22 protein-coding genes are annotated in these 23,995 nt (G+C 66.7%); 15 read left to right on the top strand and 7 right to left on the bottom strand.

Going from position 1 to position 23,995, the window contains the following annotated elements; genetic code table 11:
- The first annotated feature begins 352 nt into the window (after window positions 1-352).
- From ABC419_RS16590 to ABC419_RS16550, 9 genes are all read left to right on the top strand, one after another.
- Window positions 353-544: a Flp family type IVb pilin gene (locus ABC419_RS16590; RefSeq protein WP_412876728.1), complete on the top strand. Its 192-nt coding sequence runs from the start codon at window positions 353-355 to the stop codon at window positions 542-544.
- Window positions 545-670: 126 nt separating this feature from the next.
- Window positions 671-1,183 carry an A24 family peptidase gene (locus tag ABC419_RS16585; RefSeq protein WP_412876729.1) on the top strand — a complete coding sequence of 171 codons (513 nt, stop codon included), beginning with the start codon at window positions 671-673 and terminating at the stop codon, window positions 1,181-1,183.
- A 110-nt stretch (window positions 1,184-1,293) separates the two neighbouring features.
- The gene (gene cpaB, locus ABC419_RS16580; protein WP_412876730.1) at window positions 1,294-2,253 is read left to right on the top strand and encodes a Flp pilus assembly protein CpaB; all 960 of its coding nucleotides are present in this window, start codon (window positions 1,294-1,296) and stop codon (window positions 2,251-2,253) included.
- A gap of 11 nt (window positions 2,254-2,264) precedes the next feature.
- On the top strand, window positions 2,265-3,818 hold the full coding sequence (locus ABC419_RS16575; RefSeq protein WP_412876731.1) for a type II and III secretion system protein family protein: 1,554 nt from the start codon (window positions 2,265-2,267) through the stop codon (window positions 3,816-3,818).
- Window positions 3,819-3,823: 5 nt separating this feature from the next.
- Window positions 3,824-4,513, top strand: a complete 690-nt coding sequence (locus tag ABC419_RS16570; protein WP_125899396.1) for a CpaD family pilus assembly protein — start codon at window positions 3,824-3,826, stop codon at window positions 4,511-4,513.
- The gene (locus ABC419_RS16565) at window positions 4,510-6,027 is read left to right on the top strand and encodes a CpaE/TadZ family protein (protein WP_125899395.1); all 1,518 of its coding nucleotides are present in this window, start codon (window positions 4,510-4,512) and stop codon (window positions 6,025-6,027) included. Before ABC419_RS16570 ends, ABC419_RS16565 begins: the two co-directional genes overlap by 4 nt.
- A complete protein-coding gene (locus ABC419_RS16560) occupies window positions 6,028-7,611 on the top strand; it encodes a TadA family conjugal transfer-associated ATPase (protein WP_412876732.1) in 1,584 nt (527 codons plus the stop codon).
- 5 nt (window positions 7,612-7,616) lie between these two features.
- Complete coding sequence (locus tag ABC419_RS16555; protein ID WP_412878792.1) at window positions 7,617-8,600, top strand: type II secretion system F family protein; 984 nt, start codon at window positions 7,617-7,619, stop codon at window positions 8,598-8,600.
- A gap of 16 nt (window positions 8,601-8,616) precedes the next feature.
- Entirely contained in the window at window positions 8,617-9,609 is a 993-nt protein-coding gene (locus ABC419_RS16550) for a type II secretion system F family protein (protein ID WP_368924172.1), read from the top strand.
- Between the two features lie 12 nt (window positions 9,610-9,621).
- Here the strand turns inward: ABC419_RS16550 and ABC419_RS16545 are convergent, their stop codons facing one another.
- Window positions 9,622-10,056, bottom strand: coding sequence for an SRPBCC domain-containing protein (locus ABC419_RS16545; protein WP_125899391.1), 435 nt, complete (start codon window positions 10,054-10,056; stop codon window positions 9,622-9,624).
- Between the two features lie 117 nt (window positions 10,057-10,173).
- Here ABC419_RS16545 and ABC419_RS16540 point away from each other — a divergent pair, with 117 nt between their 5' ends.
- Both ABC419_RS16540 and ABC419_RS16535 read left to right on the top strand, forming a co-directional pair.
- On the top strand, window positions 10,174-10,515 hold the full coding sequence (locus ABC419_RS16540) for a RidA family protein (RefSeq protein WP_200168525.1): 342 nt from the start codon (window positions 10,174-10,176) through the stop codon (window positions 10,513-10,515).
- Between the two features lies 1 nt (window position 10,516).
- Window positions 10,517-10,732: a hypothetical protein gene (locus ABC419_RS16535; protein WP_412876734.1), complete on the top strand. Its 216-nt coding sequence runs from the start codon at window positions 10,517-10,519 to the stop codon at window positions 10,730-10,732.
- 21 nt (window positions 10,733-10,753) lie between these two features.
- Here ABC419_RS16535 and ABC419_RS16530 read toward each other — a convergent pair whose 3' ends face one another.
- A complete protein-coding gene (locus ABC419_RS16530) occupies window positions 10,754-12,406 on the bottom strand; it encodes a serine hydrolase (protein WP_412876735.1) in 1,653 nt (550 codons plus the stop codon).
- 72 nt (window positions 12,407-12,478) lie between these two features.
- On the bottom strand, window positions 12,479-14,374 hold the full coding sequence (locus tag ABC419_RS16525) for a BCCT family transporter (RefSeq protein ID WP_412876736.1): 1,896 nt from the start codon (window positions 14,372-14,374) through the stop codon (window positions 12,479-12,481).
- Window positions 14,375-14,541: 167 nt separating this feature from the next.
- Here ABC419_RS16525 and ABC419_RS16520 point away from each other — a divergent pair, with 167 nt between their 5' ends.
- Both ABC419_RS16520 and clpB read left to right on the top strand, forming a co-directional pair.
- On the top strand, window positions 14,542-16,818 hold the full coding sequence (locus ABC419_RS16520) for a TonB-dependent receptor domain-containing protein (protein WP_412876737.1): 2,277 nt from the start codon (window positions 14,542-14,544) through the stop codon (window positions 16,816-16,818).
- Between the two features lie 176 nt (window positions 16,819-16,994).
- On the top strand, window positions 16,995-19,580 hold the full coding sequence (gene clpB, locus ABC419_RS16515) for an ATP-dependent chaperone ClpB (protein WP_412876738.1): 2,586 nt from the start codon (window positions 16,995-16,997) through the stop codon (window positions 19,578-19,580).
- Window positions 19,581-19,584: 4 nt separating this feature from the next.
- On the opposite strand, the gene ABC419_RS16510 is transcribed toward clpB, so the two are convergent.
- The 4 genes from ABC419_RS16510 to ABC419_RS16495 form a co-directional block, all read right to left on the bottom strand.
- Window positions 19,585-20,103, bottom strand: coding sequence for a TIGR02391 family protein (locus ABC419_RS16510; RefSeq protein ID WP_412876739.1), 519 nt, complete (start codon window positions 20,101-20,103; stop codon window positions 19,585-19,587).
- A 2-nt stretch (window positions 20,104-20,105) separates the two neighbouring features.
- Window positions 20,106-20,780 carry a DUF5343 domain-containing protein gene (locus ABC419_RS16505; protein WP_412876740.1) on the bottom strand — a complete coding sequence of 225 codons (675 nt, stop codon included), beginning with the start codon at window positions 20,778-20,780 and terminating at the stop codon, window positions 20,106-20,108.
- Between the two features lie 471 nt (window positions 20,781-21,251).
- Window positions 21,252-21,608, bottom strand: coding sequence for a hypothetical protein (locus ABC419_RS16500; RefSeq protein WP_412876741.1), 357 nt, complete (start codon window positions 21,606-21,608; stop codon window positions 21,252-21,254).
- A 70-nt stretch (window positions 21,609-21,678) separates the two neighbouring features.
- Window positions 21,679-22,311, bottom strand: a complete 633-nt coding sequence (locus tag ABC419_RS16495; RefSeq protein ID WP_412876742.1) for a TlpA family protein disulfide reductase — start codon at window positions 22,309-22,311, stop codon at window positions 21,679-21,681.
- Between ABC419_RS16495 and argH the strand changes: the two genes are divergently transcribed.
- Together argH and lptM are read left to right on the top strand one after the other, a co-directional pair.
- Window positions 22,310-23,728 carry an argininosuccinate lyase gene (gene argH, locus ABC419_RS16490; RefSeq protein WP_412876743.1) on the top strand — a complete coding sequence of 473 codons (1,419 nt, stop codon included), beginning with the start codon at window positions 22,310-22,312 and terminating at the stop codon, window positions 23,726-23,728. The genes ABC419_RS16495 and argH overlap by 2 nt on opposite strands.
- Window positions 23,725-23,976: an LPS translocon maturation chaperone LptM gene (gene lptM / locus ABC419_RS16485; RefSeq protein ID WP_234288004.1), complete on the top strand. Its 252-nt coding sequence runs from the start codon at window positions 23,725-23,727 to the stop codon at window positions 23,974-23,976. The genes argH and lptM overlap by 4 nt, the downstream gene beginning before the upstream one ends.
- The last annotated feature ends 19 nt before the right edge of the window (window positions 23,977-23,995 follow it).

Below are 23,995 nucleotides of genomic sequence, written 5' to 3'. Positions count from 1 at the left end.
GCGCGATCGGCAAGGCGACGAACAGGGTGCGGATCAGGCTTGCGCCCTTGGGCTTGGCCGATGCCGGCATGTCGGGGCCTCCGGAGTCAAAGGAACCGGCGCGCGCGACGCCGCGCACGAAAGGTGCGACCCAAAGGTCAAGATTTCCTGAAATTCCAGAGAATGCCGGTCGGCAGGGACTTTTATAGTAAACATCAAAGTAACCATCATATTCATGCGGGAGGCTGGTAGATTTTACTCGTCCTTAATCCACGAGGCGGCATTGTCGTCATGCAAACGGGGGTCAAGCGGGCAAAGCCGGTGACCCTGAATGGTGGAACTGTTGCTCGCTTATAACAAAGGAAGACATCTCATGCGTAATTTCATCAACCGCTTCGCCAAGGACGAATCCGGCGCCACGGCCATCGAATACGGCCTGATCGCCGCCCTGATCTCGGTGGGTATCATCATCGGCGCGCTTGTCGCCATTGGCCCGAAGGTCAAAGGCATGTTCGACGGCGTGAACACCGAACTGGACAAGGCTGCTCCTGCTGAGGAAGGCTAAGACCTTATCCAGGTTTGGTTGCGACGGCCGGAGCGAAAGCTCCGGCCGTTTTCCTTTGACCGAGAGTCATCTTGCAGAACTTCACCAGGAAACAGAGTCTTAAAGACTTGAGGTCAGGCTGACGGCATGGACCAGCTTTCGCTTCTTCTCCTCGCCATTCTTCCGGTTCTAGCCGTCGTCGCGGCCCTGTACGATCTGACGACGATGAAGATTCCGAACTGGATCTCGATCGCCCTGGTGGTCGGCTTCTTTCCGACGGCGCTGGCGTTGGGGTTTCCGTTGAGCGTGGTCGGGGTTTCGGCCGGGATGGCTGTGGCGGGCCTGTTCATCGGAGCGGGCATGTTCGCCCTGAACTGGATCGGCGGCGGCGACGCCAAGCTGTTGGCCGCGGCCACGCTGTGGATGGGCCTGTCGGGCACGTTGCACTTTTTGCTCTACACGGGCCTGGCGGGCGGGGCGTTCTGCATGCTGTTGCTGACGGCGCGCAGCCGTCTGCCCATTCTGGCCCAGACCGGGCCGGGCTGGATGATGCGGCTGATGCAGCCCAAGGGAGACATCCCTTATGGCGTCGCCATCGCCATCGGCGCGCTTCTGGCCTATCCGGAAAGCCCTGTGATGGCCGCCTTCATCGCCGGATGATCGATGTTCGCCAAGGCCTGTCCCGCTTAGGGACGCGTTAACCTCGATCCCTCATCATTGTTAACGGCAGGGGGCGATCCGCGCGGATCCGCGTCTGCCGGAGACCGTCGATGAAGCCCGCCAAAATCGCCGTCATCTGCATCGCCGCCCTGGCCGCCGTCGGCCTGGCGCTGGTGGTGCGCGCCATGGGGTCGCCCGGCCGCGAACCGGCCGCGTCCGTAGCGGCCGCCGTCGAGGCGCGGCCGATGGCCAAGGTGCTGGTCGCCGCGCGCGATCTGGAGCCGGGGCGCCGCCTGGCCGACGCCGACCTGAGCTGGAAGGACTGGCCGGTCGAGGAGCTGAATCCCCTCTTCATCACCGACGGCTCGACCCCGCTTCCGGCCAAGCCTGAAGGCGCCGCCGCAGAGAACGCGGCGGTCGATGGCAAGGCCAAGGACAAGCCGACCCGCGAGGAGGCCCGCGCCCAGGCGGTTGATCGGGCCATGAAGGCCGCCGCCGAACTGAACGGCCCTGGCGCCAAGGCCGACTACATCGGCGCCGTGGTGCGCGAACCCATCCTGGCCGGAGAGCCTATCGTGGCGCGCAAGATCGTCCGCGCCGGTGACAGCGGCTACATGGCCGCCTATCTGGAGCCGGGCACGCGCGCCATGGCCATTCGCGTCACCGTCGAGACCGCCGCCGGCGGCTTCATCCTGCCCGGCGACCGGGTGGACGTGCTGATGACGCGCGAAATCAAGAACAACGACAGCGGCGCCGGGCCGCGCTTCACCACGGCGACCATCATGCGCAACATGAAGGTTCTGGCCATCGACCAGAGCACCCGCGCCGCCGAGGACGAGCAGGCCGTGGTCGGCGCCACAGCCACCCTGGCGGTCAGCGAGCGCGACGCCGAGTTACTGGCGCTGGCGCGGTCCGAGGGCGATCTGTCCTTGGTGCTGCGCTCCTACGCCGATACGGCGGGGCCTTCGGGTCATGTCCCCGGCGCCGTGCGACGCGGAGGCGAACGACAGGGCTCGGTGGTGAAGGTCTATCGCGGCGGCGGCGCGCCCCAGGACGTGGCGACGCCATGAGGATCTCCAGCATGAACCGTTTCGCCGCCGCCGCCTGCGTCGCCGCGCTCGCCCTGAGCGGGGCGAGCGCGCCCATGGATCAGGCCGACGCCCAGACGACGCGCGCCGCGGTTACGGCGGGCTCGCCCCCGCAATTGGTCAACCTGCCGCGCGGCACCTCCTTCGCCGTCGATCTGCCCGCCGACGCAAGGGACATCATCATCTCCAATCCGCGCGTGGCCGAGGCCATGCTGCACACGCCGCGCCGCATCACCATGATCGGCCTGGAGGGCGGCGAGACGGACGCGGTCTTCCTGGACGCTTCGGGGCGCGCCATCCTGGCCTTGCGGGTACGGGTGGATGCGGGCGTCAGCGCCCTTCAGGATACGCTGAACCGCGTCGCGCCGGGCTCTAACCTGCAGGCCGAGGCGGTCAACGACAGCATCATCCTGACCGGGGTGGCCGCCAGCCCCGCCGACGCCGACCGCGCCGCCCAGGTGGCGCGCGCCTTCGTCACCGCGCCCGAGAAGGTCATGAACATGATCACGGTCGCCGGTTCGGACCAGGTGACGCTGAAGGTCCGCGTGGTCGAGGTGCAGCGCAACGTCATCAAGCAACTGGGCTTTGACACCCAGGCCGTGATCGGTCGTGTCGGCGACACCCAGTGGCTGCTGGGCAACAACGCGACCTGGGGCGTCAACGGCTCTCTTCTGGGCGGGATCGCCGGGGGCATCGCCCGCGACACCACCAAGAACTTCCAGATGGAGGCGCCGTGCATCGGGCCGGGCTGGCCGGACGGCGCCATGTGTCCGGTCATCGTCGATGGCGGCCCGGGTGATCCCGTGAACTGGGAGACGGCCCAGCCGGGTACGGGGCCCGGCTCGGACGGCCTGAACAAGGGTTCGGCGACCCTGAAGGCGTTCGAGCGGGTCGGCCTGGTCCGCACCCTGGCCGAGCCCAATCTGACCTCGGTTAACGGCGAGGCCGCCAGTTTCCTGGCCGGCGGCGAGTTTCCGGTTCCCACGGGTCGTGATCGCGATGGTCAGATCGTGGTTCAGTACAAACCCTACGGCGTGGCGCTGGGCTTCCGGCCGGTGGTGCTTTCCGGCGGACGTATCAGTCTCCAGGTCAAGGTGGAGGTGTCGGAGTTGACGCCCAGCGGCGGCCTGACCATCGGCGCCGGCACGCCCTCTTCCGTCACCCTGCCCGGCCTGTCCGTGCGGCGCAGTGAAAACACCGTCGAGCTGCCCTCGGGCGGATCGATGATGATCGCAGGCCTGTTGCAGGAAAGCACGCGTCAGGCGGTGGATTCCTTGCCGGGCATGACCAACATCCCGGTGCTGGGCCAGTTGTTCCGATCGCGTGACTATCTGATGGGCGAGACCGAGCTGGTGGTCATCGTCGAACCCTACATCGTCACGCCGACGGCGCCGGGCCGGATGCAGACGCCGGCCGATGGCCTGCGCATCGCGCATGACGCCCAGACCATCTTCTTCGGCCAGTTGAACCAGGTCTACGGCTCACCTGCGCCGACCGCCCAGGCGGGCGCCGGATGGCGTGGACCCGTCGGCTATGTGATCGAGTGAACGCCATGACCCGACCTGCCTCGCGTTTTCTTCCCCTGATCGCCCTGGCCCTGGGCGGGCTGGCGCTGTCGGCCTGCGTCGGCGGCCCGGCGAGTCTGGGCGGCGAGCCGCCCCTGACGCCGACATCGCGCTTCTCGCTCCAGGTCGAGCCGGGGCTGGAGCGTATCGCCCTGGCGGTTCACGAGACGGGCCTGTCCGGCAATCAGCGCGCGGCGCTGGGCGATCTGGTCAACCGCTTCGCTATGGAGGGCGCGCCTGTGCTGGTGATCGAGGCGCCGTCGGGCGGCGACCCGGTGGCGAGCGAAGCGGCCTGGGGCGTCAAGGCGGCTCTGCACCAGGCGGGCGTGCCCGAGAACCGTATCAAGGTCGCGGCCTACGCCGCGCCGGACCCGCGTGCGCCGGTGCTGGTCGGCTTCGAGACGGTCCGCGCCGTGGTTCCGCAGTGCGGGACGCAGTGGGGCAATCTTGGCCGCAGCGGCGACAACCAGTCCGCTTCGAACTTCGGCTGCGCCGTCACCGCCAACCTGGCCGCCCAGATCGCCGACCCGCGCGACATTGTCGCGCCGCGCGGCATGACGCCGTCCGAAGCCGGGCGCCGCTCTGTCGTGTTCGACGCCTATCGCAAGGGCTCCGCCACCTCAGCGACGCGAGAGCCTTTGCTGTCGCAGATGCGCATCTCACAGGCCATTCAATGAGCAACCTGGCCAAGCCCCAAGCGCCGAGCGTGTTCGATGCCCTGGATGGTTTTGATCTGGACGACGAGTTTCTGGACCTTCGCAACGACCGGGGCGGCGCTGCTGCGTCTCCGGGGGCGGGATCTGCGGTTTCCATGAACACTGCGGCCCCGATGGCCGCTGAGGCGGTCCGGCCCGAGATCGAGCCGGCGCCGGTTGAACCCGCCGCGTCGCCCGTCGTGGACGCTGCGCCCGCGCCCCTGGCGACGTCGTCCGGCCTTAGCCCGATCGGCGCGACGGTCGAGGTCTCCATTCCGCGTATCGGGGTCCATGTCTTCGCCGAGCGCCAGGACACGGCCGCCGCCGCCGAACGCGCTGGCCAGGATCGCCGCATGGCGCGGGCGGCCACCCAGATCCGTCTCGGCGGCGTTCAGGCGGCTATCGAGGCCTATCAGGGCGAACCGACGCCGCCCCTGGTCATCGTCGAAAGTCTGAAGGACGCGCAGAGCCTTCTGGCTGAGATCGACGCCCTGGCCCAGGTTTGCGACGCGGGCACCAAGGTGGTGATCATCGGCGCGGCCAACGACATCCTGCTGTATCGCGAACTGATGCGGCGCGGGGTCAGCGAGTACCTGGTCGCTCCGATTCAACCGCTGCAGCTCATCGCGGCTATCGGCGGCCTGTTCGCCGATCCGGCCCAGCCCTTCGTCGGGCGTACCATCGCCTTCGTCGGCGCGCGCGGCGGGGCGGGGGCCTCGGCCGTGGCGCACAACACCGCCTACGCCATGAGCGAGCGGATCGGCGTCAACACCGTCATCGTCGATTATGACCTGCCGTTCGGCACGGCGGGGCTGGATTTCAACCAGGATCCGCTGGGCGGCGTCGCTGACGCCCTGAAGCAGCCCGAGCGCCTGGACGCGACCCTGCTGGACCGGATGACGGTTCGCTGCACCGACAAGCTGAGCCTGTTTGCGGCGCCCGCGACCCTGGACGCCGATTGGGATTTCGGGCCCGAAGTCTTCGAGGAGGTGACGAGCCGCATCCGTTCCACGGCGCCCTTTGTCGTGCTGGACCTGCCGCACCTGTGGTCGGGCTGGATGCGTCGGGCGCTGATTTCGGCGGACGAGGTGGTGGTGGTGGCGACGCCGGATCTGGCCTCCCTGCGCAACGCCAAGAACATGATCGATCTGATCAGGCAGGGGCGACCGAACGACGCGCCGCCGCGTCTGGTGCTGAACCAGGTCGGCGTTCCCGGACGTCCCGAGATCCCGGTCAAGGACTTCGGGGCCGCGCTGGGCGTTCACCCCAGCCTGGTCATTCCCTTCGACGCCAAGGTCTTCGGCGCGGCCGCCAACAACGGCCAGATGATCGTGGACTCGGCGGCCAGAACCAAGGCGGCCGAGGCGTTCGAGACCCTGGCCCAGATCGTGTCCCATCGTGAACTGCCCACGACCGCCGGACAGGCGCGCGCCGCCAAGGGTTCGGCCGGGGGATCGTCCCTGTTCGCCGGCCTGTTCAGCAAGAAGCGCGGCTAGGTGTTCGGGAAACGGACAGCATCGGGAGCTGCGGTTGCGCCGCTGCGTCCGGCCGCTTCGCCAGAGCCGGACCTGGCCGCGGTTGCGGAACGGTCGTCGCACAGGGCGCTGGATCCCGTCGACGCCTTCCCGCCTGAGGAACTGGACCCGCTGACGCCGGCGACTCCCAAGCGGCCAGACCCGTTCGAGCACGCGCTGGGGCAGGGTGATCCGGTCGCGCGTCCGACGTCCGGCGGCGCGGGGCCGCGCGCCACGGCGGGGCTGGCCCAGCTGAAGAACGCCCAGGCCGTCGCCGAAATCGTGCGCGAGCAGAGCGACTATTATCACGCGACGAAGACGACCATCTTCAACGCCCTGATGAACACCATCGACCTGGCCCAGCTGGCCCAGCTGGATCAGAAGGCGGCGTCCGAGGAAATCCGCGACATCGTCGCCGAGCTTGTGGCGATCAAGAACGTCTCCATGTCGGTGGCCGAGCAGGAGCACCTGGTCCAGGACATCCTGAACGACGTCCTCGGTTACGGCCCGCTGGAGCCGCTGCTGGCGCGCGACGACATCGCCGACATCATGGTCAACGGGGCCGGGCGGGTCTTCATCGAAGTCGGCGGCAAGGTGCAACTGACCAATGTCCGTTTCCGCGACAACACCCAGCTGATGAACATCTGCCAGCGGATCGTGTCCCAGGTCGGCCGCCGCGTGGACGAGGCCAGCCCGATCTGCGACGCCCGCCTGCCCGACGGCAGCCGCGTCAACGTCATCGCCCCGCCGCTGGCCATCGACGGACCGACGCTGACGATCCGGAAGTTCAAGAAGGACAAGCTGACGATGCGCAATCTGGTGGAGTTCGCCTCCATCAGTCCCGAGGGGGCGCGCGTTCTGGGCGTCATCGGCGCGGCGCGATGCAATCTGGTCATCTCGGGCGGCACCGGCTCGGGCAAGACGACCCTGCTGAACACCCTGACGGCCTTTATCGACCCGACCGAGCGCGTCATCACCTGCGAGGACGCCGCCGAGCTGCAGTTGCAGCAGCCCCACGTCGTGCGGCTGGAGACCCGCCCGCCGAACCTGGAGGGGCAGGGCCAGATCACCATGCGCGACCTGGTGAAGAACTGCCTGCGGATGCGCCCCGAACGCATCATCGTCGGCGAGGTGCGCGGCCCCGAGGCCTTCGACCTACTGCAGGCCATGAACACCGGCCACGACGGCTCGATGGGCACGCTGCACGCCAACAGCCCGCGTGAGGCGATCAGCCGTCTGGAATCCATGATCACCATGGGCGGCTACGGTCTGCCGTCCAAGACCATCCGCGAGATGATCGTCGGCTCGATCGACGTCATCGTTCAGGCCGCGCGCCTGCGCGACGGCAGCCGTCGCATCACCCACATCACCGAGGTGGTGGGGCTGGAAGGCGACGTCATCGTTACTCAGGATCTGTTCGTTTACGACATCACCGGTGAAGACACGCACGGCAAGATCACCGGCCGCCATCGTTCGACCGGCATCGCCCGCCCGCGCTTCTGGGACCGCGCCCGCTATTACGGGCTGGAACGGGAACTGGCCGAAGCTCTGGACGCGGCGGAGTAGGGCCGATGCTTCTTCCGATCCTCGCGGCGGTCCTGGCCTTCATCACCATCGGCGGCGTCGGCTGGGTGCTGGTCGGCGGCGACAACTCTTCGGGGCAGGCGGTCAAGCGCGCCAAGGGCCTGGCGGCCGGTCGGACCGAGGCCGTGGCGGCGGCCAAGCGCGCCGCGGCCGCCAATACGCCCGAAGCGCGCCGCAAGCAGATCATGGTCCAGCTGCGCGAAGTCGACCGGCGCGAGCGCAAGGCGCGGATGACCACCAGCGCAAAACTGAAGCAGGCGGGCTTGAGCCTGTCGATGCGGACCTTTGTCATCATCAGCGTGGTGATGGGGCTGAGCGGCTCGCTGCTGGCCTTTGTTCTGGGCGCCAACATCTTCATCGTGCTGGGCGTCGGCGTGGCCATGGGTCTGGGCGTGCCGCGCTGGATCGTGAACATGAAGGCCAAGGCGCGGATGAAGAAGTTCTCCCTGGCTTTCCCCGACGCCGTGGACGTTCTGGTGCGCGGCATCAAGACGGGTCTGCCCGTCCACGACTGCTTCAAGGTCATCGCGCGTGAAAGCCCCGAGCCGCTGGGCGGGGAATTTCGCCTGCTGGTCGAAGGCATGGGGGTGGGGCTGACGCTCGCCGACACGCTGGACAAGATGTATCAGCGCATGCCGACGCCGGAGCTGAAGTTCTTCGCCATCGTCATCGCCATCCAGCAGAAGTCGGGCGGCAACCTGGCCGAGGCGCTGAGCAATCTGACCTCGGTGCTGCGCGCCCGCCGGATGATGGGCGAAAAGATCAAGGCCATGTCGTCCGAAGCCGTGGCGTCGGCCGGCATCATCGGCTCCCTACCGCCGGCGGTGATGATCATGGTGACGGTGACGAGCCCCAGCTACATGATGCTGCTGTTCACGGATGTTCGGGGTCATGTGATGCTGCTGGGCGCGGTGTTGTGGATGGCCACCGGCGTCTTCGTGATGAAGCGCATGATCAACTTCAAGTTCTGAGGGGGGAACCCGGATCATGAACGCCTTCATGCGCTTCATCACAGACCCGCAGAACCTGCTGAGCATCGGCGTGGGCGTCGCCGTCTTCGCCAGCGTCCTGACCATGCTGGGCTCCTTCATCGGCGGCGGGGCGCGGCTGGACAAGCGGATGAAGGCGGTGGCCGAGCGTCGCGAGGAACTGCGCCGGCGTTCGCGTCAGGCCATGCGCGGCGGCGCGGGCGAGACGGGCGGCGGCCTGCGCCGCACGGACGACAGCTTCCGCAGTCGGGTCGTGGCGCGGCTGAATCTGGTGAAGCTGCTGGAAGACCCCAAGGTCGCCGAGAACATGATCCAGGCGGGTTTCCGTGGGCCGGGGCCGCTGAACACCTTCTACTTCTTCCGCTTTTCGCTGCCGTTCATCCTGATGGCGCTGACGGCCTTCTACCTGTTCGTCGTCATCAAGCCGGACCTGCCGGGCTTCACCCTGTTTTCCATCGTCATTCTGGCGGCGGGCGTGGGCTTCTATGCGCCGAACATCTATCTAAAAAATCTGATCGACAAGCGACGCCAGTCGATCGTGGCGGCCTTCCCCGATTCGCTGGACCTGCTGCTGATCTGCGTGGAGTCCGGCATGTCCATCGAGGCGGCGATCCAGAAGGTCAGCCAGGAAGTCGGCGGTCAGTCCATCGAACTGGCCGAGGAGCTGTCCCTGCTGTCGGCCGAGCTGAGCTATCTGCCCGAACGCCGACTGGCCTATGAGGGCATGGCCAAGCGGACTCAGCATCCGGGCATCCGCGCCGTGGCCACGGCCATGACCCAGGCCGAGACCTACGGCACGCCGCTGGGCTCGGCGCTGCGCGTCATGGCCAAGGAGAACCGCGACCTGCGTCTGGCGGCGGCCGAGAAGAAGGCGGCGGCCCTGCCGGCCCAGTTGACCGTGCCGATGATTCTGTTCTTCCTGCCGGTGCTGTTCGTCGTCATCCTGGGACCGGCGATCATCAACATCACCGATACGATCAAGGGCGGTTGACGTTCGGCGACGTCAGCCCTCTTCGGCGATCCGCTTCAGATTTTCACCGATTGTTTCATAGGCCGGGCGGATGCGCGCCCGATGCTTGTCATGGAATAGCTCGGCGCGCAGGCCCCTGAAGATGGTCCCGTGAGACAGGATGCAGCTGCCGCGCTCCAACTCGTCGATTTCATAGTAGCGCAGGGTGCGGAACAGGAAGCCGCGTCGCTCGGCCCACACCAGTTGGGCGTTCGGCTGCCATTCGCCCAACCGGGCCTCGATCCGACGCTCCCCCAGGTCCGGCAGGCGTTCGGTCAGGCGGATCGCCGCACCGAAACCGAGGACGCCTTCGATGTCCGTCTCGTGCGGGTTCCAGCGTCTCCACCCTGCAAAATCAGTCAGCACGTCCCAGATGCGTTCAGCCGGGGCGCGCACGCCGATGCGGTTCTCGATGCGGATCGTTTCCATGGCCGCATCCTGTGACACGGCTTTTGGGGTTTAGGAAGATGCGGAGGCGCCGGGCGTTTGTCCTTGGAGCGTTCGTCTCGCCGCGTATAAGTCCGGCGTCAACCGCAAGGAGCCGCCATGATCACCCGCATCCAGCCCGACAGCCGCATGAGCCAGGCCGTGGTCCACGGCCAGACCCTCTATCTGGCCGGACAGGTCGGCGAGCCGGGCGAGGACGTCGCCGCCCAGACGCGCACCGCTCTGGCCGAGGTCGAGGCGATCCTGGCCGAGTGCGGCAGCGACAAGACGAAGATCCTGTCGGCCCAGGTCTGGCTGGCCGACATCGCCGATTTCGAGGCGATGAACGCCGTCTGGGACGCCTGGGTCGATCCGGCCCATCCGCCCGCCCGCGCCACCTGCGAGGCCAAGCTGGCCACGCCCGACTACCTCGTCGAAGTCATCGTCGTGGCGGCGCGCTGACATGGCCCGCGTCACCTCCCCGGAAAGCGAGCTGGAGCGGTTTAAAGCGACCCGCGTCACCGCCCTTTACCGTCTCGACCTGATCGAGAAGGGCGCGCAACTGACCTATGACGACGGCACGCCGGTCGACATGGCGTCCGAGGCGCAACGGTTGAAGGATCAGGTCGCCGACATGGACCGCCGCATCGCCCGGCTGGAGGCGGCGGGCGAAGGGTGAGCCTGGACGGCGTCCGAGGCTTCACGCTCGCGTCAGCCGCAGATCCTGATAGTCGTAGCTGAAGTCGATGTCGGGTGAGACGCCCTTGACCGTGGCGGTCGCGGGTTTGGCCGTGCCGATGCTGAAGGTTATGAAGGCGTCTTCCTCGCGCTTGTCGGGGAAGCGGGTGCGGAAGGTCTCGCCGTCGTAGGGCTCCAGCCAGCCCTGCAACGCCGGGGTGTGGGTGAAGCGCAGCCACAGGCCGGACTTGCGGTTGCGGCCGCGCCCCTCGGTCTTCGGCTCGATGACGATGTCGCCGTACCAGGGGTCGCGCCAGGTTCCGGCGTAGGCGTCTAGCGGCATGGACGGGGCCGCGCCCGCCGCCTGTTTGGCGTCGATCTCGACGGCGGCCTTCAGCGACTTCTCGGTTCCTTCGGCCTCAATCCGCTTGGAATCGGCGATCCAGTCGACGTCAACCTTGTTCATGGCGATGTCCGACAGGCCCGATCGCAGGGCGCGCAGCAGGAAGCTTTCTTCGGCGTTGGTGAAGACCGAGAAGCCGATCTTGCGGCCGGGGATCAGCACCGTGGCGGAGATGCCGCCGGGCGAGCCGCCGCCGTGGGTGGCCAGTCGCTCGCCGCGATAATCCTGAACCTGCAAGCCCATGGCGTAGGTCGAGGCCACGGCCCGGTTCGGCAGGGCCGCCGTCGGCCCGTTGGACGAGGAGACGACGATGTTCGGCTTGTACATCTCGCGCGCGGCGGCTTCGGAGAACAGGCGCGAGCCGTCGGCCAGCTTGCCGTCGTTCAGGCGCACGGTGATCCATTTGGCCCAGTCGGTCGCGCTGGCGCAGATGCCGCCCGCCGCCGCCGCCGAATCCCAGTTCCACACCTCGACGATCGACTCCGCGATCTGGGTCATCGCCCCCTGATAGCGCAGGGGCGGGCCGACGCGGCCGTGAGGCAGGGCGCTCTTCTTCGGGTCGGCCAGACGCGCCAGGGGCACGCTCTCGCTCATGCCCACGCGGTTGAAGATGCGGGTCTGGACGAAGTCCTCCCACGACAGGCCCGAGACCTTTTCGATCACCGCGCCCGCCACCACGAACATCAGGTTGCAGTAGTGGTAGTCCTCGCGGAAGCCGTCCTCGATCGGCACGAAGGCGGCCTGGGCCAGCACCTCGGCCCGCGTCCGGTCGCTGTTGGGCCAGAACAGCAGGTCGCCGGCGCCCAGGCCGAAACCGGCGCGGTGGCTCAGGGTGTCGCGCACGGTGATGCGCTCGCCCACCATCGGGTCCGACAGGGTGAAGCCGGGCAGATAGGTGCGGATCGGCTCGTCCCACTTCACCTTGCCCTCATCGACCAGGATGGCCAGGCAGGCGGCGGTGACGTTCTTGGAGTTCGACGCGATGGCGAACAGGGTGTGTTCGTCGGCGGGCTCGGCCTTGCCCTGACGGCGCACGCCATAGCCCTTGGCCAGCACCGTCTTGCCGTCGCGCACCAGGGCCAGGGAGACGGCGGGCTGGTCCGGCCAGGCGGCCATGCACCGCTGCACCCAGGCGTCGGCGGCGGCGGCGATCTGCTCATCCGTGCGCGTGTCCGCGCTGGTCTGCGCCCAGCCGGTAGCGGGCAGGGCCGCGCCGGCGGCGCCGACGGCGGAAGAGATCAGCGCGGCGCGGCGCGACAGGCGGATGGACATCAAGGACGCTCCTGAAGACTGAATGGCGACGCTAACGCCGCCCGTTCGCGGGGCCAAGGGGCGTCGCGCGCCCTATGCCGCCAGCCGCCACCTTTGCAGATGCTCCAGCACGTCCGCCACGATCTGGGCGCGGGTGAAGCCGGTCACGTCGCGCGGACGCATGCCGTCGCCGGTCACGGCGCTGAGCCGCCACTCCAGCGCGCGACGGTTCTCGGGGGCCTCCAGCGCGGTCAGGGCGGGCAGGGGTCTGGATCGGGCGCCCAGCCGATACAGGAAGTCCCGCCCGTTGGCGTGCTCGACCCTCAGCCAGACGCCGTTGTCGTCGCTCTGCACCTCGCTGTTCTCCAGCCCCTCGGCAGCGACGGCGGCGCGCACCTCTTCCAGCGCCGGGGCGCCGTGGCGGGCGATCTGGCGGTCGATGTCGCGGCGGCTGGCGGGGGCCAGGATGCGCTTGAGCTGTTCGCGCAGCGGCGGCGCCTCGGTCTCGACGGCTTCGCCCCTCAGGTCGGCGTTCATTTGTCGCGCCAGTCCGAAACAGGCCAGGATCATGATGACGGCGAAGGGCAGGGCCGCCACCAGGGTCGCCGCCTGCAAGGCGCCGAGGCCCCCGGCCAGCAACAGCAGGGCCGCCGCCAGTCCTTGCAGCACGCACCAGTAGACCCGTTGCCAGCGCGGCGTCTCCTCGGCTCCGCCCGAGGCCAGGGTGTCGATGACCAGGGAGCCGGAATCCGCCGAGGTGACGAAGAAGACCGCCACCAGGGCGATGGCCAGGATCGAGGTGATCGCCGTCCCCGGCAGATACTCAAGGAAGCGGAACAGGGCTGTCGACAGGTCCGCCTGCACCGCCTCGGAAATGGCCCCGGCCGCGATGCCGAGGTCCAGGCTCATGGCCGAATTGCCGAAGACCGTCATCCACAGGAAGGTGAAGCCTGTCGGCACCAGCAACACGCCGATCAGGAACTCCCGCACGGTGCGCCCGCGCGAGATGCGGGCGATGAACATGCCCACGAACGGCGACCAGGCGATCCACCACGCCCAGTAGAACAGAGTCCAGTCCGCCATCCAGGCACGCGGTTCATAGGCGTAGAGGGTGAAGGTGCGGACGAAGAAATGATCCAGGTAGAGGCCGAAATTCTGCACATAAGCCCGCAGCAGGAACAGCGTCGGTCCCGCCACGAGCACGAACAGCATCAGACAGACGGCGATGACCAGGTTCAGCTCGGACAGTCGCCGCACCCCCTTGTCCACGCCCGTCAGGACCGAGATCGTCGCCGCTCCCATGACCACGGCGATCAGCCCGACCTGCATCATCACATTGCTGGGAAGGCCGAAGACGTAGTGCAGACCTGAGTTCATCTGCGCCACGCCCAGGCCCAGGGAGGTGGCGATGCCGAACAGGGTGCCGCAGATGGCGAAGATGTCGACCGCATCGCCGACCCACCCGTTCACCCGCTTGCCCAGCAGGGGGTAGAGGCTGGAGCGCATGGTCAGCGGTAGGCCCTTGCGGTGGGCGAAATAGGCCAGGCTGAGGCCCACCACGGCGTAAATGGCCCAGGCGTGGACGCCCCAGTGGGTGTAGGTGATGACCATGGCCTCGCGCGCGGCCGTCAGGGTGCCGGGCTGGGCCTCGGGCGGGGCGATGTAGTGCTGCACCGGCTCGGCGACGGCGAAATACATCAGGCCGATGCCCATGCCCGCTGCGAACAGCATGGCCAGCCATGAAACATAGGGGAAGTCCGGCTCGGCGTCGTCCGGTCCCAGCTTCAGCCGCCCGGTCGGCCCCACGGCCAGCACCGCCACGAACAGCAGGAACCCCGCCACGGAGGCCACGTAGAACCAGCCGAAGGTGTCGATTACCCAGGCCTGGGCGCGTCCGAACAGCAGGCCGGACGTGGCGGGCGCCGTCAGGGCGAGCAGCAACAGCCCGCCTGCAATGGCGCTGGCCCCCCAGAAGACTCGAGGGTTCATTTTGGATGTCAGCATGGGCCCCCAACGCACGGCTACGCTTGGGGTTCCAAATCGAAGCCACAGACCCGCCTTCGGGATGAAAAAGATGTAACTCGGTTATACGTCGAGGGGCTGATATCGGCGACTGTGAAGGACGTTGAGGGACGTCCGTGCGAGGACGCCCAGCCATGACGAAATACAAGTTCGCGCCCCTGCTGGGGGTGGTTTTGGCCCTGCCTGCGACGGGCGTTCTGGCGCAGACGGCGCAGCCCGCCGTCGGCGCACAGCAGACCCAGCGCCCGCCGGCGCAGACCCCGCCCCAGAAGGCAGACAAGGACGATCAACCCGCGGCCGTGGGCGACGTCGTCGTCAGCGCCCGCGCCAATGATGTCCGCACCTCGATCGATTCGATCAGCTACAGCCTGGCCGACGATCTTCAGGCGGCGACCGGCACCCTGGCCGAGGCCCTGCGCAATGTGCCTTCCATCGATGTCGATCCTCAGGGCAACGTCTCCCTGCGCGGCGATGGGAACGTCACCATCCTGGTCGATGGCCGTCCCTCGGCGATCCTGTCGGGCCCGAACCGCGCCGATGCGGTGCTGCAACTGCCGGCCGACCGCTACGCCCGCATCGAGGTGATGACCAATCCATCCGCCGCCTACAGTCCCGAGGGTTCCGGCGGTGTCATCAACCTGATCACCAAGCCGGTTCCTGCGGCGGTGGCCGCCGCCGCAGCTACGGGAGCGCCGGGCGCGACCGTGACGACCGGCTCGCTGCGCGCCAATGTCGGCGACAACGGGCGCTGGAACGTCGGCGCCAGCGGCTCGCGCCAGCGCGGCAAGCTGACCCTGACCGGCGATCTCAGCTATCGCCATGACGAGCAGAGCCTGGCCTTCGACCGCCTGCGCGAACAGCTCAACGCTTCGGGCGCGACCGTCGGCACGACCACGACGGCTCAGAGCATCGACTCGACCCAGGGTGGTTTCTTCGGCCGGGTGGCGGCTGAATATCGGCTGACTGAAAAAACCATGCTGACCGGCGAGGCGCGCGCCAACCGTTTCGACGTCGACAGCGATGTGGGCGGCCTGTTCGAGACCCGCGACGGCTCGGGCGCCCTGACCCGCGCCTATAGCCGCGACGGCTCGGGCGGCTTCGCCATGGACGGATGGGGCGTTACCGGCCGGGTGCTGCACCAGTTTGACGCCTCGGGACATGAGTGGTCGAACGAGCTGCGCTACGACCGCAACGACCATGAGAACGACTCCCTGGCCGCCAACGTCTTCAGCGTCCCGACGGAGCCGACAGTGTATGAGGCCCAGCGCGGCCTGAATGCGCAGGAGACGATTGGCTTCACCAGCGCCTACACCCGGCCCATGGGCGAGGGCGCCAAGCTGCGCGCGGGTTATGAGTTGAACCTCACTCGGCCGGATCAGGAGAATGAGGTGCGGCGCGGGCCGTCCGAGAACGCCCTGGCCCTCGTGCCGTCGCAGAGCAATCGGTTCGAGGCGGAGCAGATCGTCCACGCCCTCTACGCCACCTATGAGCGCCCGTTCGGCGAGAAGCTGTCCGGCCAGTTCGGCCTGCGACTGGAGCAGGCGGACATCGAGGTCGAGGATGTCACCAACGCCGTACGCGCGTCCCAGGACTACTTCCGCGCCTACCCGACCTTCCATCTTCAGTATCAGCTGACCGAGACGCAGACGCTGCGCGGCAGCTATTCGCGGCGCATCCAGCGGCCTCAGCCGTCGCAGCTGAATCCCTTCATCGTTTACGGCGATCCGCTGAATCTGCGCTCGGGCAATCCGGATCTGGAGCCGCAGGAGACCGACAGCTTCGAGGCCATGTGGCAGATGCGGCGTGGTCAGAGCTTCTATCAGGCCACTGCCTACTTCCGCGATACGACCAAGGCCTTCACCGACGTGGCGACGGACGTCGGCGGCGGCGTCCTGCTGACCCGGCCGGAAAATCTGGGGGCCCGGCGCGATCTGGGGGTCGAGCTGACCGCCAGCGGCCGCCTGCACCCGACCCTGCGCTACAACGCCAGCGTCAACGCCTTCCGTCAGGAGATCGACGCGGCCGGCATCCCGGGCGGCCGCGACCGGGAGGGCGAGATGGTAACCGGTCGCCTCAGCCTGAATTGGCAGGCCACGCCCAAGGACTTCGTCCAACTGATGGGCTTCTGGCAGGGTGATCAACTACTGGCCCAGGGGACGCGCGAGAGCGGCGGCATGCTGAATTTCGGTTATCGTCGCAAGCTGACCGACACCCTGTCGCTGCAGTTTACCGCCCGCGATATCCTGAACTCCTTCGGCGGCGCCACCACCTACGACACGCCGCAGTTCCGCGAGCGTTTCGATCAGGATCTGAACCTGCGCGCCTTCTACCTGGGTCTGAGCTGGTCCTTCGGCGGTCCCCGTCGCCAGCCCGAACAGTTCGACTTTTCGACCGGCCCGTCCGGCGGCTGACCCTGTCGTCAAATCGGATTCCGACGCCCGTCGCCTGTCTTGGCGGCGGGCGTTTTTGTGCCCCTCTCTTGCGTGTCCTCCCGGCCACACCCACCTCCTTTGCGACAGCTCAAGGCGTCGCTTCGTGAAAGGGCGCATTGAGTTCAAATCCGCCTCCCGAGGGGAAACCGAACGACATGAATCTCGACCTCTATTCCGACCGCGCCAAACAGGCCGTTCAATCCGCCCAGTCGCTGGCGCTGGCTCGCCGCCACCAGCAGTTCGCGCCCGAGCATCTGCTGAAGGTGCTGCTCGAGGAACGCGACGGCCTGGCCCGCAAGCTGATCGATCAGGCGGGCGGCGATCCGTCCGCCGTCGAACTCGTCACCGAGGGGCTGCTGAAGAAGCGGCCCCAGGTCGAGGGCGGCTCGGGTCAGCTCTATCTGGACGGCGACACCGCGCGCGTCTTCAGCGCCGCCGAAGAGGCCGCGAAAAAGGCCGGCGACGCCTTCGTCACCACCGAACGCCTGCTGGCCGCCATCGCCAAGGAAGGCGGCGCGGCCGCCGAAGCCCTGAAATCCGCCGGGGTCACGGCCAAGAAGCTGGACGACGCCGTCGCCGAAATCCGCAAGGGCAAGACCGCCGACAGCGCGGGCGCCGAGGACAGCTTCGACGCCCTGAAACGCTACGCCCGCGACCTGACCGAGGCCGCGCGCGACGGCAAGGTCGACCCCGTCATCGGCCGCGACGAGGAGATCCGCCGCACCATTCAGGTGCTGGCCCGCCGCACCAAGAACAACCCCGTCCTGATCGGCGAACCCGGCGTCGGCAAGACCGCCATCGTCGAGGGTCTGGCGCTGCGCATCGTCAATGGCGACGTGCCCGAAAGCCTGAAGGACAAGAAGGTTCTGTCGCTCGACATGGGCGCCCTGATCGCCGGCGCGAAGTATCGCGGCGAGTTCGAGGAGCGGCTGAAGGCCGTGCTGAACGAGGTGGCCGCCGCCGAGGGCGGCATCGTTCTGTTCATCGACGAGATGCACACCCTGGTCGGCGCGGGCAAGGGCGACGGGGCGATGGACGCCTCCAACCTGCTGAAGCCTGCGCTGGCGCGCGGCGAACTGCACTGCGTCGGCGCCACCACGCTGGATGAGTACCGCAAGCACGTCGAGAAGGACGCGGCCCTGGCCCGTCGCTTCCAGCCGGTCTTCGTATCCGAGCCCACCGTCGAGGACACGGTGTCGATCCTGCGCGGTCTGAAGGAAAAGTACGAGGTCCACCACGGGGTGCGCATCAGCGACAGCGCCATCGTCGCCGCCGCCACCCTGTCGAACCGCTACATCACCGACCGCTTCCTGCCCGACAAGGCCATCGACCTCATCGACGAGGCTGCGTCGCGCGTCCGTATGGCCGTGGACTCCAAGCCCGAGGCCCTGGATGAAATCGACCGCCGTCTGGTCCAGCTCAAGATCGAGCGCGAGGCCCTGAAGAAGGAAGACGACAGCGCCTCCCGGCAACGTCTCGAAAAGCTGGAGGACGAGATCGCCGATCTGGAGGGCCAGTCGGACGACATGACCGCCCGCTGGAAGTCGGAAAAGGACAAGGTGGGGCAGGGCGCGCAACTGCGCGAAACCCTGGACCGTCTGCGCGCCGAACTGGCCGCCGCCCAGCGCGCCGGTGATCTCGGCCGCGCCTCAGAGATCGCCTATGGTCAGATTCCGCAGCTTGAGAAGCAACTCGCGGACTCCGAATCCCCGGCGGCGGTCGCCGCCCCGTTGACGCCCGAGGTCGTCGACGCCGAACAGATCGCCGCCGTGGTCAGCCGCTGGACCGGCGTGCCCGTCGACAAGATGCTGGAGGGCGAGCGCGAGAAGCTGCTCAAGATGGAGGACGAACTGGGCCGCCGCGTGGTCGGTCAGGACGAGGCCCTGGCCGCCGTCTCCGACGCCGTGCGCCGCGCCCGCGCCGGTCTGAACGACCCGAACAAGCCGCTGGGCAGCTTCCTCTTCCTCGGCCCCACGGGCGTCGGCAAGACCGAGCTGACCAAGGCGCTGGCGGGCTATCTGTTCGACGACGACAACGCCATCACCCGCATCGACATGTCCGAATACATGGAGAAGCACTCGGTCAGCCGCCTGATCGGCGCCCCTCCGGGCTATGTCGGCTATGACGAGGGCGGCGCCCTGACCGAGGCGGTGCGTCGCCGCCCCTATCAGGTCGTCCTGTTCGACGAGGTCGAGAAGGCCCACCCCGACGTCTTCAACGTGCTTCTCCAGGTGCTGGACGACGGCCGCCTGACCGACGGTCAGGGCCGCACCATCGACTTCAAGAACACCCTGATCATCATGACCTCCAACCTGGGCAGCCAGTATCTGGCCGACCAGCCCGAGGGCGAGGATGTCGAGGCCGTGCGCCCGCTGGTCATGGAGCAGGTCCGCGCCCACTTCCGGCCCGAGTTCCTGAACCGCATCGACGAGATCATCCTGTTCCACCGCCTCGGCCGCGAGCAGATGGGCGGCATCGTCCGCATCCAGCTGGCGCGTCTGGAGAAGCTGATGGCCGACCGCCGCCTGACGCTCGCTTTGGACGACAGCGCCCTGACCTGGCTCGCCGACAAGGGCTACGACCCCGTCTACGGCGCCCGCCCCCTGAAGCGCGTCATCCAGAAGGAGCTGGTCGACCCCATGGCCAAGAAGCTGCTGGCCGGAGAGATCGAGGACGGCAGCGTGGTGGCCGTGTCAGCGGGCGCCGACGGGCTGGAGATCGGGAAGGCGCGGGTGCACTAGGCGTTTACAGCGTCGCGGCCCTTGCTTTGCGAAGTAGGTGTTGAGCTAGAACGATGGTTTCCAACGCTTCTTCTGCATCGGTAATCCAGCCGTTCTCATGAGCGGTTGGATTACGTATGCCCAGCATCGATCCAGCGAATATTCGTTGATAACCGGCTTGAGCATTTTTCTCGCTCTCGCTGGTTAGACCGTTCAGCTTCAAAGTGGTGCCATTCGGTGAGAACGCCCATTCCATAAGCGCGCTTCCTGATTTTGTGCTGCTGGTTTTGCTCTTTATAAAGTTGTCGACAAATTTGAACGCTTCACCTGAAGCTTCCGAGTAAAATCCCGATACAAAAAGATCTCGAGAAACTCCTAAGAGGTCGCTGTCTGTAATGACTTCTAGAAAGCGGTCATGGACGGAGTTGCCCTGATCGCTTGCGTCCGCGATAGCCAGCATCCGAGGTGCTGGGAGGGCACGTAACGTTCCTCCGAGACCAATCCGGTTGATGCTCCGCTGAAGTTCACGAAACTGCTCAAACATATTCAGCGAAGGTATTTCTTCATATTGGCAAATATCGCTTCAATCTGGTCGGCTGTTGCATCTGCGCTGATATGAATTTGGACATTTACGTTGAGTGGCATCGCAGCGTCGGCTGATCCGCTGCCATGGTTGTGAGGTGGCTCTGCTGAGGATTTCTTGCTCTCAAGGGGAGTAGGCGATTTGCGCGGTGATGCTTCTTTCTTTTGCGCCGCGGCACGTGGCGCTGATCGAGTACTTTTGGATGCGACTGCGTCGGAAGGGGGCTCGTTGCTGCCGATCATGAAATAGGTAGCGGCCTTGTTGCGAGCGGCTCCTTCGCCCAAGTCTGCCGCCTGCATCAGCCATCGTACTGCCTTTTGGCGATCATTGTCTCCAGGGGGCGCAAGCTCAATTAGGTCGTTGGGATAGGCTGTGTGGAGAATTTCATCGGCAGCCTCCCTGTAGGTGTCATCAAATCTCCATCGCTTCGCAGCCTCGGTCGGCTTGCCTTCCTCGTCGAGAAGGCCGACCTTTTTCAATTCCCTGAGGTACTGTTGTGCAGCCGTTGCCTGAACATTCAGCTGCGCGACCAAGTACTTGTCGCTCACTTTCGATGGAACGGTCTTTTTGAACTGCTCCCTAAGGCCCCACCAGACCGTGCTTGGTATCTGTGGGAAATTTTGCTTTGCTTCTGCCACGGGTCTCTCCTGATTTTATACTGAGTCTCGGTGAGTCGTGACCGGCGTCAAGTTGTGACGGAAAATCAATGGGAGACATTTCAGTTGATTTTGCTCCACCCGAGCTTTTGAGGACGGAATAATGGATCAAGGTTGGGCCGCAATTCTAGGTGCAGCTATTGGAGCCATGGCAACCCTCGGGGGGACCGGGCTTAATCATTATCTTCAATCCAAGCGCGCGAACGACCTCGCTGGAAAGCGTCGCGAACGCCTTCGGCAGCTGCTTGGAGGGTCAAAATATACTTGGAGATCAATAGAAACGCTATCAGCAGCAATCGGCGCTGATGAAATGACAACGTGCGAACTGTTAATTGAAATCGACGCACGCGCGTCGGTTTCTAACCCGAGATCGTGGGCATTGATTAGCAGATCGCCTTGGCCTGCCGACCTTCAACCAGCAAACTAGCCGGAGGCCACGACGCTATGGTTTCCTCACCCCAGCACCGGCATCACCTCCACCCCGTCGCAGACGAAGATGCTCATGTGCGGATGGTTCTCGAACAGGCGGGCCGCCGCCTCGTGGCTGTCGGCGCGCACCACCATGAAGACGGTCAGCAGGTTGACCATGTCCGTCACGGCGCCGTCGTCGTCGATGCGTTTGGTCGGGCCTAGCGGGCCGCCCTGAAAGACGATGGAGTCGCGGTGCGCCTCCTCCCAGGCGGCGACGGCGGCGACGCCGAGGCGGGCCGTCTCGGCCTGCTCGGCCTCGCTCATGGCGCGCCAGGCCCGCCATTTGGGGCCGGTCTTGTCGCTGGTGAAGACAGCCAGGTAATGGGTCTCAACGTTCATTGCAGCCTCCTGTTTGGCTGGAGGATCAATCCTTTGGGCCGGCTTCGACAAGCAGCGCCGGAGGCTGGCCTCAGCCTCCGGCCAGCAGGTCGTCGATCAGGGCTTTGGCCTCGGGGCTGGCCCAGTCGGCCTCGCCGACCAGGACGGCGCGAACCTGACCCCGGCGGTCCAGCACCATGGTCTGGGGCATGGCGCCCTTGCCGGGGAATTCGAAGGCCAGTTGGAACTTGGGATCGATGTAGAATTCCAGCGGCGCGTGGTCGGCGATGAAGGCGCGGGCGTCGTCGGCGGTCTTCTCCGCATCCATGCTGACGGTCACTACGGCGAAGTCGTCGCGCGTCTTGTAGTGGTCGGCCAGGGCGGCCAGGGTCGGCATCTCGATCCGGCACGGGGCGCACCATGTGGCCCACAGATTCACCACCGTCACCTTGCCTGCGAAGTCGGCGAAGCGCACCTCCTGTCCGGCGGCGTTGCGGAAGGCGTAGTCGGGAGCCGGGGCGGGCGGCGGCGCCTGCAACCGGGCCAGGGAGCCACGCGCATAGGCGATCAGCCGCGTGCTCGGCTGTTTCGGCGCGGCTGAAACGGGCGCGGATTCTTTGCGCCCCTGATGATGATTGACGTATAGCAGCGCCGCGCCCACGCCGATCACGCCGATCACTGCGAACGTCGCCACGCCCGCCCAAGTCCGCCCAGAGCCGCTCATGTCCGATACGCCTTCCAAACCACAGCAAGATGTCCCCGCTCAGGGGCAGTCTCTATGGGGCGGACGCTTCAGCGCCAAGCCCGCCGACATCATGCAAGCCATCAACGTCTCCATCGGCGTCGACAAACGCCTGTGGGCGCAGGATCTGGCCGGATCGCGGGCCCATTGTCGCATGCTGGCCCAGCAGGGCATCATCCAGCCGGCCGACGCCGAGGCCATCCTGGGCGGTCTGGACGTCATCGAGGGCGAGATCCGGGACGGTTCCTTCCCCTTCCGCGACGCCTATGAAGACATCCACATGAACGTCGAGGCCCGCCTGTCGGAACTGATCGGCGAGCCGTCGGGGCGTCTGCACACGGCGCGCAGCCGCAACGATCAGGTGGCGACGGACTTCCGCCTGTGGGTGCGCGACGCCTGCGATCGCACTGTGGCGCAGTTGAAGGATCTGCAAGGCGCCCTGCTGGACCGGGCGGAACAGCACGCGGGCGATCTGATGCCGGGCTTCACCCATCTGCAGACCGCCCAGCCGGTGACCTTCGGCCACCATCTGATGGCCTATGTCGAGATGTTCGGCCGTGACGCCGGGCGCTTCGCCGACGCGCGCGCCCGCATGAACGAGAACCCGCTGGGCGCCGCCGCCCTGGCCGGGTCGCCCTTCCCCATCGACCGCCACATGACGGCCAAGGCGCTGGGCTTCGACCGCCCGATGGCCAACAGCCTGGACGCCGTTTCGGATCGCGACTTCGCCCTGGAAAGCCTGGCCGCCGCCTCCATCGCGGCGGGCCACCTGTCGCGTCTGGCCGAAGAGATCGTGGTGTGGATGACGCCGATGTTCGGTTTCGCCACCCTGCCCGACGACCTGACGACCGGCTCGTCTATCATGCCGCAGAAGCGCAACCCGGACGCGGCCGAACTGGTGCGCGCCAAGACCGGCCGCATCAACGGCGCCCTGATCGCCCTGACCACGGTAATGAAGGGCCTGCCGCTGGCCTATTCCAAGGACATGCAGGAGGACAAGCCGCCGGTGTTCGAGGCCTTTGACGCGCTCGACCTGGCGCTGACGGCCATGACCGCCATGGTCGCCGTGATCCGCCCCAACACAGAGAAGATGGCCGCCGCCGCCGGCGCGGGCTTCTCGACCGCCACCGATCTGGCCGACTGGCTGGTGCGCGAGCTGAACCTGCCCTTCCGCCAGGCGCACCACGTCACCGGCGCCGCTGTGAAGCGGGCCGAGGCCCTGGGCCTGGGTCTGGGCGACTTGCCGCTGACGGAATTGCAGGCCCTGGATGGCCGGATCACCGAAGGCGTGTATGAAGTGCTGACGCCCGAAGCCTCCTGCGCCAGCCGCCAGAGCTTCGGCGGCACGGCGCCGGAACAGGTCCGCGCGCGCATCGCCGACTGGAGAAGCCGCCTGTGACGAAGACGTCTGTGAAGAAGACCCTGATCCTGGCGAGCGCCGCCGCCCTTCTGCTCTCGGCTTGCGGCCGCATGGCCGACCTCGAACCGCCGCAAGGCGCGACGCCGAAGAAGCAGACCGAGCGCGCCATCCGCGACCGCTCGGCCGAGCACCTGCCCGAGCCAGCGATGCAGAACCTGCCGCCGCGCCAGATGCCCATCGACAACGGCACGTCCGACCCGTTCGGCAAGCCGCCGCAGGTGAACTGAGCCTTCGCTCCGACCTTCT

Source organism: Brevundimonas phoenicis (assembly GCF_047237745.1).
In the GTDB taxonomy this organism is placed as follows: domain Bacteria; phylum Pseudomonadota; class Alphaproteobacteria; order Caulobacterales; family Caulobacteraceae; genus Brevundimonas.
This window is presented reverse-complemented; position numbering and strand designations above follow the sequence as displayed.

Coding starts and splice junctions, on each gene's coding strand:
- ABC419_RS16590 (WP_412876728.1), top strand. CDS start 353: ATGCGTAATTTCATCAACCGCTTCGCCAAGGACGAATCCGGCGCCACG.
- ABC419_RS16585 (WP_412876729.1), top strand. CDS start 671: ATGGACCAGCTTTCGCTTCTTCTCCTCGCCATTCTTCCGGTTCTAGCC.
- cpaB (WP_412876730.1), top strand. CDS start 1,294: ATGAAGCCCGCCAAAATCGCCGTCATCTGCATCGCCGCCCTGGCCGCC.
- ABC419_RS16575 (WP_412876731.1), top strand. CDS start 2,265: ATGAACCGTTTCGCCGCCGCCGCCTGCGTCGCCGCGCTCGCCCTGAGC.
- ABC419_RS16570 (WP_125899396.1), top strand. CDS start 3,824: ATGACCCGACCTGCCTCGCGTTTTCTTCCCCTGATCGCCCTGGCCCTG.
- ABC419_RS16565 (WP_125899395.1), top strand. CDS start 4,510: ATGAGCAACCTGGCCAAGCCCCAAGCGCCGAGCGTGTTCGATGCCCTG.
- ABC419_RS16555 (WP_412878792.1), top strand. CDS start 7,617: ATGCTTCTTCCGATCCTCGCGGCGGTCCTGGCCTTCATCACCATCGGC.
- ABC419_RS16550 (WP_368924172.1), top strand. CDS start 8,617: ATGAACGCCTTCATGCGCTTCATCACAGACCCGCAGAACCTGCTGAGC.
- ABC419_RS16545 (WP_125899391.1), bottom strand. CDS start 10,056: ATGGAAACGATCCGCATCGAGAACCGCATCGGCGTGCGCGCCCCGGCT.
- ABC419_RS16540 (WP_200168525.1), top strand. CDS start 10,174: ATGATCACCCGCATCCAGCCCGACAGCCGCATGAGCCAGGCCGTGGTC.
- ABC419_RS16535 (WP_412876734.1), top strand. CDS start 10,517: ATGGCCCGCGTCACCTCCCCGGAAAGCGAGCTGGAGCGGTTTAAAGCG.
- ABC419_RS16530 (WP_412876735.1), bottom strand. CDS start 12,406: ATGTCCATCCGCCTGTCGCGCCGCGCCGCGCTGATCTCTTCCGCCGTC.
- ABC419_RS16525 (WP_412876736.1), bottom strand. CDS start 14,374: ATGAACCCTCGAGTCTTCTGGGGGGCCAGCGCCATTGCAGGCGGGCTG.
- ABC419_RS16520 (WP_412876737.1), top strand. CDS start 14,542: ATGACGAAATACAAGTTCGCGCCCCTGCTGGGGGTGGTTTTGGCCCTG.
- clpB (WP_412876738.1), top strand. CDS start 16,995: ATGAATCTCGACCTCTATTCCGACCGCGCCAAACAGGCCGTTCAATCC.
- ABC419_RS16510 (WP_412876739.1), bottom strand. CDS start 20,103: ATGTTTGAGCAGTTTCGTGAACTTCAGCGGAGCATCAACCGGATTGGT.
- ABC419_RS16500 (WP_412876741.1), bottom strand. CDS start 21,608: ATGAACGTTGAGACCCATTACCTGGCTGTCTTCACCAGCGACAAGACC.
- argH (WP_412876743.1), top strand. CDS start 22,310: ATGTCCGATACGCCTTCCAAACCACAGCAAGATGTCCCCGCTCAGGGG.
- ABC419_RS16495 (WP_412876742.1), bottom strand. CDS start 22,311: ATGAGCGGCTCTGGGCGGACTTGGGCGGGCGTGGCGACGTTCGCAGTG.